Genomic DNA, 20,171 nt, shown 5'->3' on the forward strand with positions numbered 1-20,171 from the left:
AACCAGCTAGACCAGATTATATTTTAATCTTATGTTTTTAAAATTTACTAATATAACTTCCGTAAATATCTCTAAACTGACTTCCTTTTGCAAAGCGGTCTTTGCTCAGTTTCTTATATTCTACCAAGCCCCAAAGAATAAATTCTTTCATAAAATAAACATCTTCTTTTGCTAATTGAGGTTGGTATTTTTTCAATAATTCATCTAATGGAGCCACTTCATCTAGAATATTTTTATACTCTTTCTCCGAAGCATCATCTAACAACTCGAAACCGCTCTCGGCAAAAAACCATTCCACAAGATCTGAGTATGGTGTTTTTTCATCAGGTTTTTCCAATTTTTCGATTTTAGGAAAATATTCAGGGAATAAAGTTCTGATTGCAGAACCAATTAAGCTTTCTGCCACAACATCGGCTCCCTCCTGCTCTCCTTCATAAACCAATTCTACTTTACCTGTAATGGCTGGAATAATTCCGATAAAATCAGATAAACGCAAAGTAGTTTTATCTACACCAGAAATCAATGCTCGACGTTCGGCTGTACTTATTAAATTTTCAAACGCCGTAATGCTCATTCTGGCACTTACACCACTTTTATTGTCTATATATTCGCTTTCGCGGGCTTCAAAACTAATTTGCTCCAAAATATCTCTCGCCAAACTCGGAACATACACAACATCGGTCTGGTTTTGATCTAATTTAGATTCTTGTTCTGTAATTGTTCTGGCAATCTCGATACTTTCTGGATAATGCGTTAGAATTTGTGAACCAATTCTATCTTTTAAAGGTGTTACAATACTTCCTCTGTTGGTATAATCTTCTGGATTTGCGGTAAAAACGAATTGCATATCTAAAGGCATTCTCAATTTAAAACCTCTAATCTGAATGTCTCCTTCTTGCAATATATTGAATAACGCTACTTGAATTCTTGCCTGCAAATCGGGTAATTCGTTGATTACAAAAATACAGCGATTCGCTCTCGGAATCATTCCGAAGTGTATTACGCGATCGTCTGCATAAGATAGTTTTAAATTTGCTGCTTTAATTGGGTCAACATCACCAATTAAATCGGCAACCGTTACGTCTGGAGTTGCCAGTTTTTCGAAGAAACGTTCACTTCTATGTAACCACGATATTGGAGTTTCATCTCCTTTTTCAGCAATTAAATCTTTTGCAAAACGAGAAATTGGATTTAACGGATCGTCGTTAATTTCTGAACCTTCCACAAACGGAATATATTCGTCTAACAACTCGACCATTTTACGCGCCAAACGAGTTTTTGCCTGTCCGCGAAGTCCTAGTAAATTAATATTATGGCGAGATAGAATTGCGCGTTCTATTTCTGGAATTACAGTATTTTCAAACCCATGAACACCTTCAAAAACAGGTTTTCCCGATTTGATTTTTTCACGAAGATTATTTCGCAATTCGTCTTTGATGCTTGTACTTTTATATCCAGTGGCTTTTAATTGACCTAATGTCTTTATAGTATTTATTTCCATTGTGTTGAAATATAGATTTTGTTATTTATTATGTGCGCTTCGACTCCGCTCAGCGTGACAATTGTTGTGTTAGACGCACTGCAGTGCATCTCTACAATATACGTAACGTATATTCAGGCGCAAAGAAACCTTAGTATCTTAGCATCTTAGAACCTTAGCAACTTTACTTAATCCTCTTCTTCCTATTCGCTTCGTAATCTTCAAAAATCATTTCACCCAAACCTTTAATTCCGGTATAAAATGCTTTCCCTTGATTAGCTTCTGTAAACTGATTCACAAAACGCTGTAAATATGGATCTCTAGCAATCATAAAAGTCGTAATCGGAATGTGTAATTTTCTCGCCTGCTGCGCCTGAGTGTAGCATTTATCGACAATATATTCATCCAAACCATTACTATTCATATAATAAGAACCATCACGTTCGCGAACGCAACTTGGCTTTCCGTCGGTAATCATAAAAATCTGTTTGTTGGTATTACGCTTTCTGCGAAGAATATCCATCGCCAATTGCAAACCAGCAACCGTATTAGTATGATAAGGTCCAACTTGTAAATATGGCAAATCTTTGATTGGAATTGTCCAGGCATCATTACCAAAAACCAATATATCTAAAGTATCTTTTGGGTATCTTGTTGTAATTAATTCAGCCAACGCCATAGCCACTTTTTTTGCAGGAGTTATTCGATCTTCGCCATACAAAATCATACTATGACTGATGTCGATCATCAAAACCGTACTCATTTGCGCTTTGTATTGGGCGTCTTCTACAATCAAATCATTTTCAGTGAGCATAAAACTTTCGACACCGTTATTAACTTGAGCATTTCGAAGGCTTTCGGTTAAAGAAATTCTTTCTAAGCTGTCACCAAAATTATATTCACGGAATTCTCCTGTGTGTTCATCGCCACTTCCCGCATATTTTGTTTTATGATTTCCGCTCCCAGATTTTTTCAAGTTTCCAAAAATCTGATCTAAAGCTTGCTGTCTAATGGCTCTTTCGGTTTTTGCAGTAATTCCGAAACCAGAACTTCCATCGTCTTTTACTTCATCTCTAATGTATCCTTTCTTTTTCAGATCTTCAATAAAGTCGTCAATAGTATAATTTTCGTCGGTAAGTTTGTATTCTTTGTCCAGTTCCCGAAGCCAGTTTATTGCTTCATCAAAATCGCCCGAAGTATGGGTGATCAACTCTTTAAAAATCGTAAAAAGTTTGTCAAACGGAGACTGAAAAGGAGCTTCGTAAGTCTTAAAATAAAAGCCTTTTTTAAATTCGTTTTTCATAAATCTAAAATTACATCTTTTTAGAATTATGAAAAACGAATCGTTTATTAATTTTTAGTTAAAATATTTAACCAAAATCCGCAGCTAACAGTGTTAGATATAATAATTATTCAAACTTTCCGTCTACATAGTACCAAGCGCCATTTTCGAATTTAAAAGTAGAGAATTCGTAATGTACTTGCGGATTATTGTTTGAATCTAAAAAATAAGCTTTGAATTCAACTGTATTTTCAGTAAAACTTAATATTTCGAGTTTCTGCCATTTATTGGAAACTGCCCATCTTAAAATTTCAGGTTTTGAGTAATATTTTCTTTCTGAAACATAAGTGGTTTCCATCAAATAATCGGCATTATGTGTCGCATAAGCTGAATATCTAGATCGCATTAAAGCTAATGCCGAAGGGGCTTTTTGATTACCACTTAAATACAATTCACAGCAGTTTTCAAAAAGCAATCCTGTGTCGCAGAAACATTTTTTATTCTCCATCAACTGGCTCTTCTCCATTAATTTTTACATGAAGCTGATTTAACAAAACCTGATAACGAGTGATTTCTCTCACTTCTTCGTCTTCTTCAGCAAAATCAATCATGTCGTCAAGTGTTTCGCTTACTTCCAATAACTTATTGTTTGCTTCTCTATCATTTTTCGCAGCAATCAAATCAATGATTTCCTGTACGTTTGCTTTTAGTGTTTCAAATTTACTATTCATTATTTTTTTGTTTCAGGTTTCAAGTTTCAGGTTCGCTATGCTAACTTGTAACATGAAACCTAAAACTTGAAACTATTTATTTACTCTTCGCTTTTACTTTCGTTGAATTTCTTTATAATCTCTTTTAATTTTTCTTTTCGGGAAATTTCAGCTTGTTTAGCTTTTGCCTGAGCTTTGTGCAATTTATCATTGTGCTTTTTGATGTTCCTTTCGTTATTGCGTCCCATTACACTTCTCTTTTAATTTGTTCTAACGTTTTTTCAGTAAAAATCAATTCGTTGATAATTTGTTTTCGCAAATCATCAATATCGTCATAGTCAAAATGCTTTGCCCAATTGGTCAGCTGCTGCAGGTTTCTAATCTGTTTTAACCTTTTCGTGGTTTCAAAACTTGTTCTTAACACTGCTTTTCCATCATATTCTGGATTATTTTTGTGCTCGTAATTGGCAAGGTTGTTTTCAAAATCAGCTTTAATATAATAGAGCCTTTCTTCGGCATTATCAGGATAAAACTCTTCCCATTTTGCAAAACCTATTTTAGTCTTTGATTCTGTTTCTGGATCACGGGCAATTAGCCGCCATTTACTGTTTGCCAGTCTTCCCCAATGATTTGAAACGCGATACATTCCTTCTTCTGTATAGTAATAACTACTTCCTGCTTTGCTTTCAAATTGCTTTTTTAATCCTTTAATGGCTTCTGGAAGCACTTCATTAAAAGCGCAAAAGGTATTTTTAAAAGAATTAGGATGTGGCTTAAAATTTTTCTGCATGTGCAAATATACTCAGATTACAGCGAACTCCCTAAAACAAACCTAAATTGCTTACCTTTGTACTTTAATTCAAAACAAAAAATCATGTCTATAGATTCAGAACAAAAAATGCCGCAAAAAGGAGTTTTTACCGGTATTATCGAAAAAGATGAAAACAATAATTATTTCTGCGGAGAATATCTTTTAGACTACAAAATGGTTCAGGCTAAGTTTAATGAAGGTGATTGGATTACAATAAAATCTGTTATTGAAAACCCAAGCGACATGAGCTACGATAAATATCCTAAAAAATCAAGAAACTTCGATAAGGCGAATCATAAGCCGGAATAGTTTTTTTGTTTCAGGTTTTGTTGGAACGGTTAAGTTTTACCGCAAAGAACGCTAAGAATTACGCAAAGTTCGCAAAGTTTTTATATAAAGCTTTGCGAACTTTTCTTTTGTAAATAATTTATAAAATAAAACTCTTAGCGTTCTTTGCGTAATTCTTTGCGCACTTTGCGGTTAAAAAAATCTTAGTGTACTTTGCGTAAATCTTAGATTACTTTGTGGTAAAAAAAAATCCCTGCGCCCTTTACGGTTAAATAAACTTACAGTTAACTTTTTTCAATATTTTTTCGATCAAAACTGAAAAGTTAAAAAAAAGTGTACCTTTGCAAAAAATTTGTCGATTTGAACTAAAACAAAACGATTTCAAACTAATAGACAAGTAGTTACCTTTTATTTATGAAAAAAATAGTTGAATACCGCAAGTTACTAAACGTAGAAAAAACTGCAGAGTTAAAAGATTTAAAGACAATTTATCGTAATGCGATGAAAGAATCTCATCCTGATAAATTTGTGGGAAATGAAGCTGGTTTAAAAGAAGCAGAAGAAAAAAGTAAAACGATTATCGAAGCTTACCACTTTTTAGTAAGTATTCACCCTGATACTATCAAACTTAATTTACCTGAGTATACAGAAACAATTTCAACTTGTACTATCACAGATTACAAATTTGTTGAAGGTCGTTTAATTATTGACTTCTCTAACGGAAGTGTTTACGAATACATTAGTGTTCCTAAAGCAACTTACGTGAAAATGGTAAATGCTGATTCTCCTGGAAGATTTGCAAAAAGACATATTTTAAATGCTTTTACTTGGAGAAAGAAAACAAATCAAGAATAGTTTATAGCACTATATTTTACGAAAAAGCACTCTGTTAAACGAGTGCTTTTTTTATGTCCGAAATTTAAAAATTTGAATAGAGATCTCTCAAATATGTTCCACATTAAGAGTTCTTGATCAGATTAAGCTAGCAAACACACTGATTTTATGCATTTTACAACCAAAAAAACTATAACAAAATTTTAGGTTACAAAATTCTGTATGTTTTATAATTTTAGATACTTTTGTTGCACAAATCAATTAACTAATTAATTTTTTATAATGAAAAAAATACTTTTTGTACTTACAGCTTCTGCAGCTATCATTTCTTGCAGCAAAGTTAAAGATGGAGAATACCTTATTACTGGTACTGCTACAGGAATTGAAAACGGAAAAACGATCATTTTGCAAGGTCAAGACCCAGCTACAAGAATGCCAGTTTCTCTTGATACAGTAAAAGTTGAAAATGGAAAATTTGAAATAAAAGGAAAAGTTACAGAACCAGCTTTCCATACATTAATTTTACAAGGTGCTAATGGTCCTATTCCATTCATTCTTGAAACTGGAGAAATTAATGTTGCTATTGATAAAGATAGTATCCATAAATCTAAAATCTCTGGAACTTATAACAATGATGAGTACTTTGCTTTCATGGAAGATATGAACAAAACTCAAAAAAGTTTAATTGATTTCCAAAAAAAGAACAATGATAAAATGAAACAAGCTCAGCAAGCGCAAGATACAGCAGTTATCAATGGCTTGATGAAGCAATACATGGAAATTCAGAAAGAAGTACAAGAAAGCAGCAAAAAGAAATACATGACTTATGCTGAAAGTCATCCAAAATCTTTCATTACAGCTTTAATTATTCAAAGTTTATTGAATGATCCAACAGCTGACATGAAAAAATTAGAAGGACTTTACAATGGTTTGGATGAGTCTTTAAAAAATACTGCTCCAGGTAAAGAAATCAAAACTAGATTTGGTCAAGCAAAAATGCCATCTGTTGGTGCTACAGCTCCTGCAGTAGGCAGCGCTAAATGAAGAGCAGATTTTTCGGCTCCAAATCCAGAAGGAAAAATGGTTTCGCTTAAAGAAAGCTTAGGCAAAGTTACTATTGTAGATTTCTGGGCTTCTTGGTGCGGACCATGCAGACAAGAAAATCCTCATGTTGTAGCTCTTTACAAAGAATTTCATTCGAAAGGATTAAACATTGTTGGAGTATCTCTTGATAAAGATGCTGCGAAATGGAAAGAAGCTATTGCAAAAGATGGTTTAAATTGGACTCAGGTTTCTAATTTAAAGTTCTGGGAAGATCCAATTGCTAGACAATACAATGTTGAAGCTATTCCTGCTACTTTCATTCTTGATGCATCAGGAAAAGTGGTTGCACAAGATTTAAGAGGTGATGAATTGAAAGCAAAGATTCAAGAATTGCTAGCTAAATAATATATCTTGAAATAATAAAAAAAAAATCTCCCTAGTGGAGATTTTTTTGTTTTACGGCATAATCCATAAACTTAGAATGGAAATTCATAAAAAGAAATAAAAGTTCAGCTTATCACATTATAGTTTCTTTTTTCTTCAGCATTTCACTCAAAGCATCAATAAATACAATTAGTGAAGAGTTTATGAAAGATTAAGTCCAAAGAAAAGATCTTATATTTACCGTAATCCTAATCCTACTTTGATGAATGAATTTTAAAAAAGAATATTTAATTGAATTTTATTTTATTCAATTCCAATGAATTAAAAAATAACTATAAAATAACTTAAAATTAAGTCGTTTTTTTGTTTGGAAATGTAGAAAGAGTTCCTATCTTTGCCACCGCTTAGAACAACAAAGCACAACAAGCTGAGATCGGGGAGATACTCAAGCGGCCAACGAGGGCAGACTGTAAATCTGCTGTGTGAACTTCGCAGGTTCGAATCCTGCTCTCCCCACGGAAAGGCCGAAAAACCTGAAAACTAAAAGCTTTCAATCTTTTCAAAAAGCCGCAAAAAATGTCTGAAGACCTGCAAATTCAAGGATTTGCAGGTTTTTTTCGTTTTAGGCCTATTTTCAATATTTATAAATCCTCACAAAATTAAAGGTGCAGAATCGGTGCACTTTGTCTAAGACATTTTATAAAACCTAGTATAGACAGGGCTTCAGAAATAAAGTTCGAATCCTGCTCTCCCCACAGAAAGGCCGAAAAACCCAAAACATAAAGTTTTCAATCTTTACAAAAAGCCACAAAAAAAGTGTGAACACCTGCAAATTCAATAATTTCAAGATTTTTTTTCTTTTTTGTAAGAATATCCAAAAACAAAGAGCAAGAGCTCCGATAAGCATCAGATATGACAAATAGTATTATTAGTGTAAAGTGAATAACTCATCATTTTTTTTCCTCAAATACCAATATACTTGTTCAAACCCCTCAATACTTGTAGTACTAATTCGATTAATAGTGAAATTGTATCAATTATTGATTTATTGATTATAATTTCATAAAAGATATATTTCTGTTTGTTTCCCAAAAGTATTAAAGTCTCGCTAATGGTGAGGCGATACAAGTTATATTCAATGTTCCTCTTTTAAAACCAAAAAAAAAGAGCCCGATAGAATCGGACTCTTTTATATAATAATATGGATGTTTTAAATCTTCGTTACAATAAACTCAGAGCGTCTATTTGCCTGATGTTCTGCTTCTGTACAAGGTGTTTTAACACTGCCCTCGCATTCACAATTATTTATTAACTGCGACTCGCCATAACCTCTTCCTATCAAGCGTGATCTACTAATTCCTTGTTTTACAAGCCATGTAATTGTAGATTTAGCTCTTCTTTCTGATAAAGCCATATTATATGCAGCACTGTTTCGACAATCTGTATGTGAACACACTTCAATTTTAAAACCTAGGTTCTCTCTCATTGCCTCGGCAATTTTAGCAAGTTCAACCGCTGCATCTGGCCTGATATTAGATTTATCCAGATCAAAATATATATTTTTTATATCAAGGCTTTTAGCAAGATCATCACCTAAATTAATTTTCTGCTGTTTTATAGCAACGTCAGTCTGGACTTTTCCTGTTTCAGTTCCCGTTGTGATTGTTTTTTCAGCTGTAACAAATCCTTCTTTTTCAACTTTTAACTTATATAATGTGCCGCAATCTACTGTTCCAAAATCATACATCCCATCTGCTTTTGTTTGAAACTCACGAACAAAAGCACCTTTACTGTCATATAAAACTACAGCAGCAGCTATTGGCTGACCGGAAAATGCATCAGTAATCCTTCCATATATATTTTGCATACATTCCTCAATGTTTTCCTTGTCTTCTTTAAGTTTGTAGATATCGTCACTTCCAACTCCGTTGTCACGATTTGAGCTAAAAAATCCATTTTTTGTGTTGGTATCGATCAAAAAGGCAAAGTCGTCGCTCGGGCCATTTACAGGTTCACCTATGTTTACCGGTTTTTCAAAATCTCCTTTAGAATTAGATTTTGCAACAAAAATATCCAAACCTCCCAGACCAGGGTATCCATCTGAAGCAAAATACAATTCGTTTTTGGCACTTACAAATGGAAAACTCTCCCTTCCCTCGGTATTTATGCTCGGTCCTAAATTAATTGGATTGCCATAGCTGTCTCCTCCGTTTATACTTACTTTGTAGATATCAGATTCTCCCAATGATCCAGGCATATCTGATACAAAATACAAAGTTTTTTCATCTTGGCTTAAAGCCGGATGTGCCACACTGTATTCATTGCTGTTAAAAGGCAATTCTTTTATATATTTCCATTTTTTACCCTCTAATGTTGCTTTGTACAACTTAAGCAATGTAATTTTATTTTTATCTGCCCCTGTTTTACCTCCTATATAATTATTTCTAGTAAAATATACAGTCTTTCCATCTTTTGTGAAGACCGGAGTAGACTCATTGAACTTTGTATTTATTTTCCCTCCAAATTTAGCTGGCCTCTCGATGGATCCATCACTTTTCAGTGCCGAAATATAAAGATCCGTACAGTATTCTCCGCTTGAAGGGTTTAGCTGGCCTTTTCTGCGCGCAGAAGCAAATACTATATTTTGCCCATAAAATGCACTCCCATAATCAGATCTACTGCTGTTTATGCCAGCATCTGCAATCGTATAACGGCCGGAATTTTTTTTGATCACCTCCAGATAATTCTTTTCTTCTGAAGCCATAAGCGCTCTTTTATCCTGGCTATCATTTTTATAAAACTCCTGCAGCATTTCGTCTGCCTTGGCATAATTCTGAACCGCTTTCAAAGATTGGGCGTAGCGATAATAATATTCTCCCTCTTTTGCATCTGGCATTGAAAAAAGCTCGCCATACCATTTGACTGCATTTTGATAATCTGCCTTATAATAGTATGCATTACCTAATTTCTTAAGCATGTCGGCTGATTTATAACCGCGCTCATATACTCTCTCGAATACTTTTACAGCGTCGACATAAGCATATCGATTATAATCCTTATCCCCTTTTTTCATCTGCATATTCTGTCCATGAACTCCGCAAGACAATAAAACTGCAGCTGATAAACATTTAATTGTATTTCTCATAGTATTTTTTTTAGAAAAATCTCGGTGATATAAAACCTCTATTTTTATTTACTAACTCAAACCTTAAAAATATCTCATGAGAGCCTGCATTGTAGTAGCTCAACTTTGTGGTTTCTAAGTCGTAACCGTAGCCGATATACATTCCGTTTGTAACCTGAAAACCAGCCATAGCACTTACTGCAGCTCCCCATCGCCAAGATGCTCCTAAAACAAATTTTTCATTAAACATAAAGTTTCCGGATACATCAAGCTGTAAAGGTGCGCCTTCAACTGCCTTTAATAAAAAAGCGGGCTTAAATTGAAGGGATGGCGATAAATCAAATACGTGTCCCCCTATTAAATATACATGCATCTTATCTAAATAAACAGCGCGATCATTATCTGCATACCTTTTAGTCTGCAAAAATTGCGGTACTGACAAGCCTAAATAAGTTTTATCAGAATGGAAATAAATCCCTGCCCCAACATTAGGGCTAAATTCATTTTTCACTGAAACCAGATTAGCATCTGATTGATCATAAATATGCAGTTTTTCAGTATCTAGATTAAAAAGACCCACTGATCCTTTTATCCCGAATGACAAATCGTACTTCTCAGAAACCAGAATAGTATACGAAAGGTCTGCCGAAATATTATTCATCGCAGTAGGACCAATACGATCATTTACAAATGATATTCCTCCTCCAAGACCCGAATCCCCCAAAGGTGAATTCATAGAAAATGTATTAGTTACAGGAGCTCCGTCTAATCCAACCCACTGGGTTCTATGCAATCCAAAAATACTTAGCGCGCCTCGGCTTCCAGCGTAAGCTGGATTGACATTAACAGTATTATACATATACTGTGTATATTGTGAGTCTTGCTGGGCAAACATCTTGGTACCCAAAAAAAACACCAATAACATTAAAATTATCTTCTTCATTTTACTCATCACTTTATTTTTTATTGTAATAACTCATTGGGGCATTTTTATCCCCAATGAGTATTAGCCTTGTTATCTATTAAGATATAAATATCCCGATTTCTCTTTTGTATTTCCTTGAATGTCTGAATATCTCAATATATAGAAGTAAGTTCCTGTAGGCAAACCTGCAGCCTTATCGACAGTAGCTCTTCCCTCTGAAATTCCAGTAAAGTAGTTGCCATTTTGACCATATTTCTCCGTTTGATATACCTTAACTCCCCAACGATTATATATTTCAAGCGTATTATTTGGGTAATATTCTATCCCTTTGATTATAAACTCGTCATTAATACCGTCTCCATTTGGCGTAAGTGCATTGAAAACTTCCAAATCCGACATACCTTCTACTATTCCAACTTCCACAATTACGGTCGCCGTATCACAATTTGATAAATTCAGTTTCTCACAAATGCTGTAGACCACTTCATAAGTGCCTCCTGATGTATTTGGCGCTACTGTAATCGTACCGTCAGGGTTTAATTTTAATCCTGCAGGGACTTTTACCTCTGTCAATTCAACATCTGATAATTTGACTGGTGCTCCGTTTAGAGTGTCATTTGCCAATACATTTTGGGTTGTTCCTCCATCTTTTCCATTAATGGTTTCTGCACCAAAATCATCATCTACTGCATCAATTACTGCATTACCCACCACTATTGTAGCAGTTGTGGCATCACAATTCGCTGGATTCAGTTTCTCACAGATACTGTAAGTCACGTCATAAGTACCCGCTGGCGTATTTGGAGCCACTGTAATTGTACCGTCAGTATTTAATGTTAATCCTGCTGGAACTGTTACTCCTGTCAGGTTTACATCTTGCCATACAACCGGTAATCCGTTCAGGGTATCATTTGTCAATACATTTGGCGTTGTGCCTCCTGATTTGCCATTTATTGGTGTTGCACTGTAATCATCAGCCACTGCGTCAATTACAGCTTGACCAACTGCTATTTTAACAGTTGCCGTATCACAATTTGTCGGATTCAGCTTCTCACAGATGCTGTAAGTCACGTCATAAGTACCCGCTGGCGTATTTGGAGCCACTGTGATTGTACCGTCAGTATTTAATGTTAATCCTGCTGGAACTGTTACTCCTGTCAGGTTTACATCTTGCAATACAACCGGTAATCCGTTCAAGGTATCATTTGTCAATACATTTGGCGTTGTGCCTCCTGATTTGCCATTTATTGGTGTTGCTCTGTAATCATCAGCCACTGCATCAATTACAGATTGACCAACTGCTATTTTAACAGTTGCCGTATCACAATTCGTTGGGTTCAGCTTCTCACAGATGCTGTAAGTCACGTCATAAGTACCCGCTGGCGTATTTGGAGCCACTGTGATGGTACCGTCAGTATTTAATGTTAATCCTTCTGGAACTGTTACTCCTGTCAGGTTTACATCTTGCAATACAACCGGTAATCCGTTCAAGGTATCATTTGTCAATACATTTGGCGTTGTGCCTCCTGATTTGCCATTTATTGGTGTTGCTCTGTAATCATCAGCCACTGCATCAATTACAGATTGACCAACTGCTATTTTAACAGTTGCCGTATCACAATTCGTTGGGTTCAGTTTCTCACAGATGCTGTAGGTCACTTCATAAGTGCCTGCCGGTGTATTTGGAGCTACTGTGATTGTGCCGTCAGGATTCAATGTCAATCCTGTTGGAACAGTTACTCCTGTTAAATTCACGTCTGACAAGACAACCGGTGTTCCGTTTAGGGTATCGTTTGCCAAAACAGTTGGCGTTGTACCTCCGTCTTTTCCGTTAGGAACAGTAGAATTATCTGCCACTGCATCAATTGGAGCCTGACCAACCACTACCGTAGCAATGGCCGTATCACAATTTGTCGGGTTCAGTTTCTCACAGATGCTGTAAGTCACTTCATAAGTACCTGCCGGCGTGTTTGGAGCTACCGTGATTGTACCGTCAGGATTCAATGTCAATCCTGTTGGAACAGTTACTCCTGTTAAATTCACGTCTGACAAGACAACCGGTGTTCCGTTTAGGGTATCGTTTGCCAAAACAGTTGGCGTTGTACCTCCGTCTTTTCCGTTAGGAACAGTAGAATTATCTGCCACTGCATCAATTGGAGCCTGACCAACCACTACCGTAGCAATGGCCGTATCACAATTTGTCGGGTTCAGTTTCTCACAGATGCTGTAAGTCACTTCATAAGTACCTGCCGGCGTGTTTGGAGCTACCGTGATTGTACCGTCAGGATTCAATGTCAATCCTGTTGGAACAGTTACTCCTGTCAAGTTCACGTCTGACAAGACAACCAGTGTTCCGTTTAGGGTATCGTTTGCCAAAACAGTTGGCGTTGTGCCTCCGTCTTTTCCGTTAGGAACAGTAGGATTATCTGCCACTGCATCAATTGGAGCCTGACCAACCACTACCGTAGCAATGGCCGTATCACAATTTGTCGGGTTCAGTTTCTCACAGATGCTGTAAGTCACTTCATAAGTACCTGCCGGCGTGTTTGGAGCTACCGTGATTGTACCGTCTGGATTCAATGTCAATCCTGTTGGAACACTTACTCCTGTCAAGTTCACGTCTGACAAGACAACCGGTGTTCCGTTTAGGGTATCGTTTGCCAAAACAGTTGGCGTTGTACCTCCGTCTTTTCCGTTAGGAACAGTAGAATTATCTGCCACTGCATCAATTGGAGCCTGACCAACCACCACCGTAGCAATGGCCGTATCACAATTTGTCGGGTTCAGTTTCTCACAGATGCTGTAGGTCACTTCATAAGTACCTGCCGGCGTGTTTGGAGCTACCGTGATTGTACCGTCAGGATTCAATGTCAATCCTGTTGGAACTGTTACTGCTGTCAAGTTCACGTCTGACAATACAACCGGCACTCCGCTTAGGGTATCGTTTACTAAAACGGTTGGCGTTGTACCTCCGTCTTTTCCGTTAGTCGCCGTATAGTTATCAGCCACTGCATCAATTGCATCAGTTAAAATTGTAGTTGTACAGCCTGTAGGGTTTGTACATACAGGGTCTGGATTACCAGGATTATTTGGATCCTCAGGCGTGGTTTTTGTCGGTGGAATGTTATCCACTGTGGCCGTTGCCTGATTCGATACCGTAGTAATTCCTGTCAAGTCATTGGCTACTTTCACTATAAAACTATAGCTGCTTGTGTCTCCAACGGCAAGATTACTGCCTGTAAAACTAACTGTTTGGGTCGCACTGTCATAGCTGCCGCCACTTACATAAGTCGTATTGGCTGGCACTACATCGCTGATGCTGATGTTGTTCAACACTAAGCTTCCTGTATTTTTAACTTTAATCGTATAAGTCAAGTTCTCGCCTGCTTCTACCTTACCGTTACCGCTGGCATCGGCTACACTCTTAACTGTCACGAAAGATTTAACACCGTCCGTTGGTATGTCGGTCGGACAACCTGCAACGTTTGTACACACAGGGTCCGGATTACCTGGATTATTTGGATCCTCAGGCTTGGTTTTTGTCGGCGGGATGTTGTCCACTGTGGCCGTTGCCTGATTTGATACCGTAGCAATTCCTGTCAAGTCATTGGCTACTTTCACTATAAAACTATAGCTGCTTGTGTCTCCAACGGCAAGATTACTGCCTGTAAAACTAACTGTTTGGGTCGCACTGTCATAGCTGCCGCCACTTACATAAGTCGTATTGGCTGGCACTACATCGCTGATGCTGATGTTGTTCAACACTAAGCTTCCTGTATTTTTAACTTTAATCGTATAAGTCAAGTTCTCGCCTGCTTCTACCTTACCGTTACCGCTGGCATCGGCTACACTCTTAACTGTCACGAAAGATTTAACACCGTCCGTTGGTATGTCGGTCGGACAACCTGCAACGTTTGTACACACAGGGTCCGGATTACCTGGATTATTTGGATCCTCAGGCTTGGTTTTTGTCGGCGGGATGTTGTCCACTGTGGCCGTTGCCTGATTTGATACCGTAGCAATTCCTGTCAAGTCATTGGCTACTTTCACTATAAAACTATAGCTGCTTGTGTCTCCAACGGCAAGATTGCTGCCTGTAAAACTAACTGTTTGGGTCGCGCTGTCATAGCTGCCGCCGCTTACGTAAGTCGTATTGGCCGGCACTGCGTCGCTGATGCTGATGTTGTTCAGCACTAAGCTTCCTGTGTTTTTAACTTTAATCGTATAAGTCAAGTTCTCGCCTGCTTCTGCCTTACCGTTTCCGCTGGCATCGGCTACGCTCTTAACGGTTACGAAAGATTTAACACCGTCCGTTGGTATGTCGGTCGTACAGCCTCCAGGGCTTGTACATACAGGGTCCGGATTACCAGGATTATTTGGATCCTCAGGCTTGGTTTTTGTCGGTGGAATGTTGTCCACTGTGGCCGTTGCCTGGTTCGATACCGTAGTAATTCCTGTCAAGTCATTGGCTACTTTTACTATAAAACTATAGCTGCTTGTGTCTCCAACGGCAAGATTACTGCCTGTAAAACTAACTGTTTGGGTCGCGCTGTCATAGCTACCGCCACTTACATAAGTCGTATTGGCTGGCACTACGTCGCTAATGCTGATGTTGTCCAGCACTAAGCTTCCTGTATTTTTAACTTTAATCGTATAAGTCAAGTTCTCGCCTGCTTCTGCCTTACCGTTTCCGCTGGCATCGGCTACGCTCTTAACGGTTACGAAAGATTTAAAATCATTAATTGTCACCTGAACTGTATTAGAAGCAGTACAACCATTTGCATTGGTTACTGTGTATGTAATATTAGCTGTTCCCGCTGTAACACCGGTTACTGTACCTGTTGCGTTAACAGGTGCTATTGCTATATTATCACTACTCCATACTCCTCCTGCAGGACTACCTGTAAGTGTTACATTACCACCCACATTGATGGAAGTTGAACCACTTGCTGTTACAACTGGTTGAGCAGGTGATGCCGGCTGTGCATTTACTGTTACACTTGCAGATGCAGGTGATGTACAGCCTGATACTTTATCGGTAATGGTTACCGTATAGTTTCCTTCCGGTGCTGTTACCAATCCTGTTGATGATACCGTTACACCTGTTGCTGATGGAAAAGCATAAATGTAAGTTGCTGCATCATAATTGTTAATTTGGAATATACCATTTGGAACTGCACAAGTTGGCTGTGTCACAACTCCTAAACTTGGTGCTGCTGGCTGCGAATTTACTGTAACTAATTGTGTTGCAGTAGCAGTACAGCCGTTATTATCAACAGTATAAGATATTATTGTCGTACCTGCTGCTACAGCTGTTACTAAACCTGTTGCATCAACAGTGGCTACTGCCGGGTTGGATGAGCTCCAAACTCCACCTGGTGTTGCATCGATAAATCGCGTACTAGAATCCGTACACATCACTGCGTCTCCAGCAATTGCAGCTACAACTGGTAAAGGATTTACTATTACCCTGCATGTTTTAACTTCAGGAGAAGAGCAACTTTCGGTGGTAACTCCGGTAATGGTATAGGTAATTGTAATAGGTGTTGAACCTGTATTCGTTTTTACTGCTGAAATATCACCAGTTCCGCTTGTGCCATCATCTGCAGTCCAATTGATAGTGGTTGATGACAATGAAGATGAAAAAGTAATATTTGCCGTTTGTCCGCTACAAATTACACTTTCACACACAGATGGCGTGATAGTCGCTGTAGGGTTAACCGTAACAGTAATTGTCTTGGTATCTGTACAGCCCAAAGAAGATGCTGTTACCGTATAAGTTACCATAATTGGTGTAGAACCATTATTTACTAATTGTTCGTTAATATCGCCCGATCCTACTTCTCCTAAGCTATTCGTCCAGGTAACCTGTGCATTAGCCGGTGTAGGAGTAAAAGAAGCGGTAAAAGTACTACCATTACACTGTGTTAATGAGGATGTTGTGTACGTAAGACTGACACCTGGGTTCACTGTCACCTGTACAGGTTTAATACCAACACCTCCAGCACTGCTGGATGCTTTAATATAATAAGTTCCGCTTACACTCACTGCATTAGGATTGCTTAATGCAATTGTTCCCGCCGCATCAGTAAAGTAAGTATAGGTTAACCCTGTTTCGCTGCCTGCAGTTATTGTTGCAGCTGTAAGATCTACCGTAGCCGGAGAACATACTGCTGGCGGATTGGCAATTAGGAAAGAAGATAATGGAATATCCTGACTTACATTTCCTAATACCGTAACATTGCTCTTACTATTAGTAGTAAATCCTGAAGCTGTTGCCACAATATCCACAACTGTGCCCTCCGGAATACCTGGGAAACTATAATATCCTGCAGTATCTGTCGTTGTTGTCCATACTGTACCACTACCTTTGTCGGTAGCTGTAACAGTAGCTCCTGCAATAGGGCCTGTAGACGTTGTCTTAGCATTATCATACACCGTTCCAAAAAGACTTGAAGGAAAAGCCTTCAATGCACCAAATGGTGTTGGTTCCTGAGCAACAATATTACCCAGATTAGTTGCCCCATTAAAGTAAGTACCAGTGTAAGCAAAAGAGTTATAAGCTATCTTGTTTGGATCAACTATTGCTCCTGCAGGTACAACATAAGTCATTTCAATATTGATATATTGTCCCGGCAACAAACGATTGGTGCCAAAGTCATACTTGAATGAACCAATCGTATTCATATCTGTTGGTGCTGTTGTAGTCCATGTTGTTGCTGCTCCGGTTCTGCTTATTTCCGGAATAGCCGGATCATTGGTTAATGAATAGTACAGTTTTTGTGTACCATTTAGTGCAGTGTATTCCGTACCATCTGCATTGTATACCTTAACAGTTAACCCGGCGAAATTAGGATCCCACTCCGTGTTCTTAGCAGCACCGGTCAGTAATGTCTTATCTCCGATACGCGGGATAATGTCGAAAAGCTTAAAATTGCTTACATCTACATTTCCTTTGTTTGTAAGTATTACGTTCATCTTGCCTGTACCCCCCGGTGCAATTAAGCCAGGTGTCTCTGTACCATGGTAAACCGCAGGTACATCTGCATTTCCTAAAATTTTAGTATCTGCCGATAAGTTCATGGTCTGAACAACCGTATAGGAACCGCTTGCTCCACTAAAATTGACATGCTGATTGGCAGGATCTCCCGGTACAGTTTGGTCATTAGGATTAGTTAAGTTAAATCCATACATCGCCATCGTTTCGCCTGAAGGTACATTGTCCATCAATTGAAAACGATTATATACATAAGCAGCGCTTGTATTATCGCTCGATTCAGCCGTTTGCGTGATTGAATAGGTACCTATTTTTGTTCCCGACAGAAGTTGGAAGACAACCGGAATTTTAAATCTATAATTTGCATTGTTATGAGGTACAGCATAGTTGGACAATGACGTAAAACGATACATATTGTAATCGCTGCCTTCATGAATGATGTCCATCCGCACCGCACCTTCATCTGTTGCAAACGTTGCACCATCAGTTCCCGAAAAAAGATCTCCATTAGAAACATATTTTAGATTTGGTAACGTTTTGACTACTACAACCGGCTTTTGCCAATCTGATGGAGCAGAATTACTGCTATTTGATCCTTGAATTTCAAAATTGACATTTTGACCCGGAACTAAAGCATTTCCGTTTGGATCCACATTGACCATTTTGCTTTGGGAAAAGTTCCCATAGTCAGAATAACGATGTGTAATACCGGTACTATTTTTCGTTACAAGTACTCCACTCGCATCATTATACGTGAGTGTAAATGGCACCAATATTGTTGTATTGAATGGCATGGATGTGCCATCAGGCCATTTTGCCCCATTCCATGTTTTAACTTGATAGTTTATACCAAAACTATTTTTTGCAGGAAGTACTCCAGGAGCTGTTCCTGTTGTTCCTGTTGGTTGTACATGGACTTCATCAATATATTCATTCCCCCCAAGTATTGGTAAGGCAAAATCAGTACTCTTGTTTATAGAAGTAGACGTGGTTGATCTGGTCACTCCTGTAGTAGCATCCTTAATTACATACCAATACTGAAATTTTGAGGCAGGACTGGCCGCACTCTCTGTATCATTATTAATCTGAATCCAAGCATAATTAATCTTAGCGCTACCAATAGGCTGTTTCCCAATCCATTCAACACCGCCGATATCTCCTGTACCTTGATTACGGGTTGAAGCAACATTTCCGTAAAACCAACCATAAATCGGAAACATATTCGTCAGTGATTTCGAACCATTCGGGCGAACATTGCAATCCGAAAACAAATTACTACCAGATTTATTATATTCATTGTATCTAAAATCCCATACATTAGCCGGGATAATCTGATTGGTAAAAGTGAAAGATTGCTGTACCGTTGCAGCAGATTGCCCATATAAAGCATAACTAAATTCACCAGTAACACGCGCTACATCTCCAACATTCCCCGGGAAAATTATTTGAATATCAGTCTGATAGAAACCTCCATGTGTATTAATACCAGAGTAATGATACTGATTCCATAGAGTGGAATTGGTTGGCAGGTTGTTTGATATAGTTACTCGCCCATCCCCTGCTACTCCTTGGGTCAGTCCTCCTGCATTAACAATTGTTGTTCCCGCGGGAAAATAATAAGTTTCTGTTACTGGAAAGCCAGGATCAAAATTAACTTTATAGTAATTTGTATTAATAACGTTCAGTCTATATGTTACAACAGAACCTATCGGGGTTTGATCAGTTATCGGATTCATTCTCTGATAAGTAATTTCTCGATCATTTGTTGCACTCGTAGCAATCGACCCAGAAGAAACTGTTGTACTAAATGCGGGTGACGCAGTCGATATTGTGGCATCAACTGTGTTCCACATCACTGTACCCGGAAGGACTTTGCGATTATAGGTTTGATTGAATGCAAAGTTTAAATAGATATTTTGGTTCGTTCCTTGTGCCACATTGTCTTTCAATGTAATCTCCACATTGGACCCCACTAAACTCACATTTTGTACCATCGCTGGCCAACCACTCGCCGGATTATCCACGGCTTTAAAACTGTAATAGCCAATCCCGTTGGGTGCTGCTTCCACAGGAATTACAATCTTTCCTCCTGTCACGCCGATTTGATTGACGGTGATGTCTACATTTACTGACAGGTTAGAAACCTGCTCTCCATCAAGTGCAAATGTAGGCGTCGTAGCAGGAGCTGATAGCGACACCGTAATCGGGTTCGCTGCCAGCGCTGCATTAGGCAGAAAAACACATGCGGCAATTAAAAATATAAAGCTTGCTAACTTTATATTCATGTCTTTT

Annotated in this window: 13 protein-coding genes and 1 tRNA gene; 5 read left to right on the forward strand and 9 right to left on the reverse strand. The window is 38.1% G+C overall.

The window, feature by feature from the left end; translation table 11 throughout:
* Nucleotides 1-37 precede the first annotated feature (37 nt).
* The 6 genes from OZP10_RS01070 to OZP10_RS01095 all read right to left on the reverse strand — a co-directional run bounded on the left by OZP10_RS01070 (nucleotide 38) and on the right by OZP10_RS01095 (nucleotide 4,262).
* Nucleotides 38-1,501: a MoxR family ATPase gene (locus OZP10_RS01070; RefSeq protein WP_281633119.1), complete on the reverse strand. Its 1,464-nt coding sequence runs from the start codon at nucleotides 1,499-1,501 to the stop codon at nucleotides 38-40.
* A gap of 163 nt (nucleotides 1,502-1,664) precedes the next feature.
* On the reverse strand, nucleotides 1,665-2,783 hold the full coding sequence (locus tag OZP10_RS01075; protein WP_202004307.1) for a vWA domain-containing protein: 1,119 nt from the start codon (nucleotides 2,781-2,783) through the stop codon (nucleotides 1,665-1,667).
* A gap of 106 nt (nucleotides 2,784-2,889) precedes the next feature.
* Nucleotides 2,890-3,288: a YchJ family protein gene (locus tag OZP10_RS01080; protein ID WP_281633120.1), complete on the reverse strand. Its 399-nt coding sequence runs from the start codon at nucleotides 3,286-3,288 to the stop codon at nucleotides 2,890-2,892.
* On the reverse strand, nucleotides 3,260-3,493 hold the full coding sequence (locus tag OZP10_RS01085) for a hypothetical protein (protein ID WP_281633121.1): 234 nt from the start codon (nucleotides 3,491-3,493) through the stop codon (nucleotides 3,260-3,262). Before OZP10_RS01085 ends, OZP10_RS01080 begins: the two co-directional genes overlap by 29 nt.
* An 80-nt stretch (nucleotides 3,494-3,573) precedes the next feature.
* Nucleotides 3,574-3,720 carry a hypothetical protein gene (locus tag OZP10_RS01090; protein ID WP_281633122.1) on the reverse strand — a complete coding sequence of 49 codons (147 nt, stop codon included), beginning with the start codon at nucleotides 3,718-3,720 and terminating at the stop codon, nucleotides 3,574-3,576.
* The gene (locus OZP10_RS01095; RefSeq protein ID WP_281633123.1) at nucleotides 3,720-4,262 is read right to left on the reverse strand and encodes a hypothetical protein; all 543 of its coding nucleotides are present in this window, start codon (nucleotides 4,260-4,262) and stop codon (nucleotides 3,720-3,722) included. Before OZP10_RS01095 ends, OZP10_RS01090 begins: the two co-directional genes overlap by 1 nt.
* A gap of 84 nt (nucleotides 4,263-4,346) precedes the next feature.
* Here OZP10_RS01095 and OZP10_RS01100 point away from each other — a divergent pair, with 84 nt between their 5' ends.
* The 5 genes from OZP10_RS01100 (at nucleotide 4,347) to OZP10_RS01120 (ending at nucleotide 7,349) form a co-directional block, all read left to right on the forward strand.
* Nucleotides 4,347-4,592 (forward strand): hypothetical protein, encoded by a 246-nt coding sequence (locus OZP10_RS01100; RefSeq protein ID WP_281633124.1) that lies wholly within the window; start codon nucleotides 4,347-4,349, stop codon nucleotides 4,590-4,592.
* A gap of 393 nt (nucleotides 4,593-4,985) precedes the next feature.
* Nucleotides 4,986-5,426, forward strand: a complete 441-nt coding sequence (locus OZP10_RS01105) for a KTSC domain-containing protein (RefSeq protein WP_281633125.1) — start codon at nucleotides 4,986-4,988, stop codon at nucleotides 5,424-5,426.
* 261 nt (nucleotides 5,427-5,687) lie between these two features.
* A complete protein-coding gene (locus OZP10_RS01110) occupies nucleotides 5,688-6,449 on the forward strand; it encodes a DUF4369 domain-containing protein (RefSeq protein WP_281633126.1) in 762 nt (253 codons plus the stop codon).
* A 36-nt stretch (nucleotides 6,450-6,485) separates the two neighbouring features.
* Nucleotides 6,486-6,854, forward strand: coding sequence for a TlpA family protein disulfide reductase (locus OZP10_RS01115; protein WP_281633127.1), 369 nt, complete (start codon nucleotides 6,486-6,488; stop codon nucleotides 6,852-6,854).
* A gap of 414 nt (nucleotides 6,855-7,268) precedes the next feature.
* Nucleotides 7,269-7,349 (forward strand) — tRNA-Tyr (locus OZP10_RS01120).
* A 694-nt stretch (nucleotides 7,350-8,043) separates the two neighbouring features.
* Here OZP10_RS01120 and OZP10_RS01125 read toward each other — a convergent pair.
* From OZP10_RS01125 to OZP10_RS01135, 3 genes are all read right to left on the reverse strand, one after another.
* Entirely contained in the window at nucleotides 8,044-9,978 is a 1,935-nt protein-coding gene (locus OZP10_RS01125; RefSeq protein ID WP_281633128.1) for an OmpA family protein, read from the reverse strand.
* 10 nt (nucleotides 9,979-9,988) lie between these two features.
* Nucleotides 9,989-10,900 (reverse strand): PorP/SprF family type IX secretion system membrane protein, encoded by a 912-nt coding sequence (locus OZP10_RS01130; RefSeq protein ID WP_281633129.1) that lies wholly within the window; start codon nucleotides 10,898-10,900, stop codon nucleotides 9,989-9,991.
* A gap of 72 nt (nucleotides 10,901-10,972) precedes the next feature.
* Nucleotides 10,973-20,164: a T9SS type B sorting domain-containing protein gene (locus OZP10_RS01135; RefSeq protein ID WP_281633130.1), complete on the reverse strand. Its 9,192-nt coding sequence runs from the start codon at nucleotides 20,162-20,164 to the stop codon at nucleotides 10,973-10,975.
* Nucleotides 20,165-20,171 lie beyond the last annotated feature (7 nt).

It is taken from the genome of Flavobacterium luteolum (assembly GCF_027111275.1).
Classification (GTDB): Bacteria; Bacteroidota; Bacteroidia; order Flavobacteriales; family Flavobacteriaceae; genus Flavobacterium; species Flavobacterium luteolum.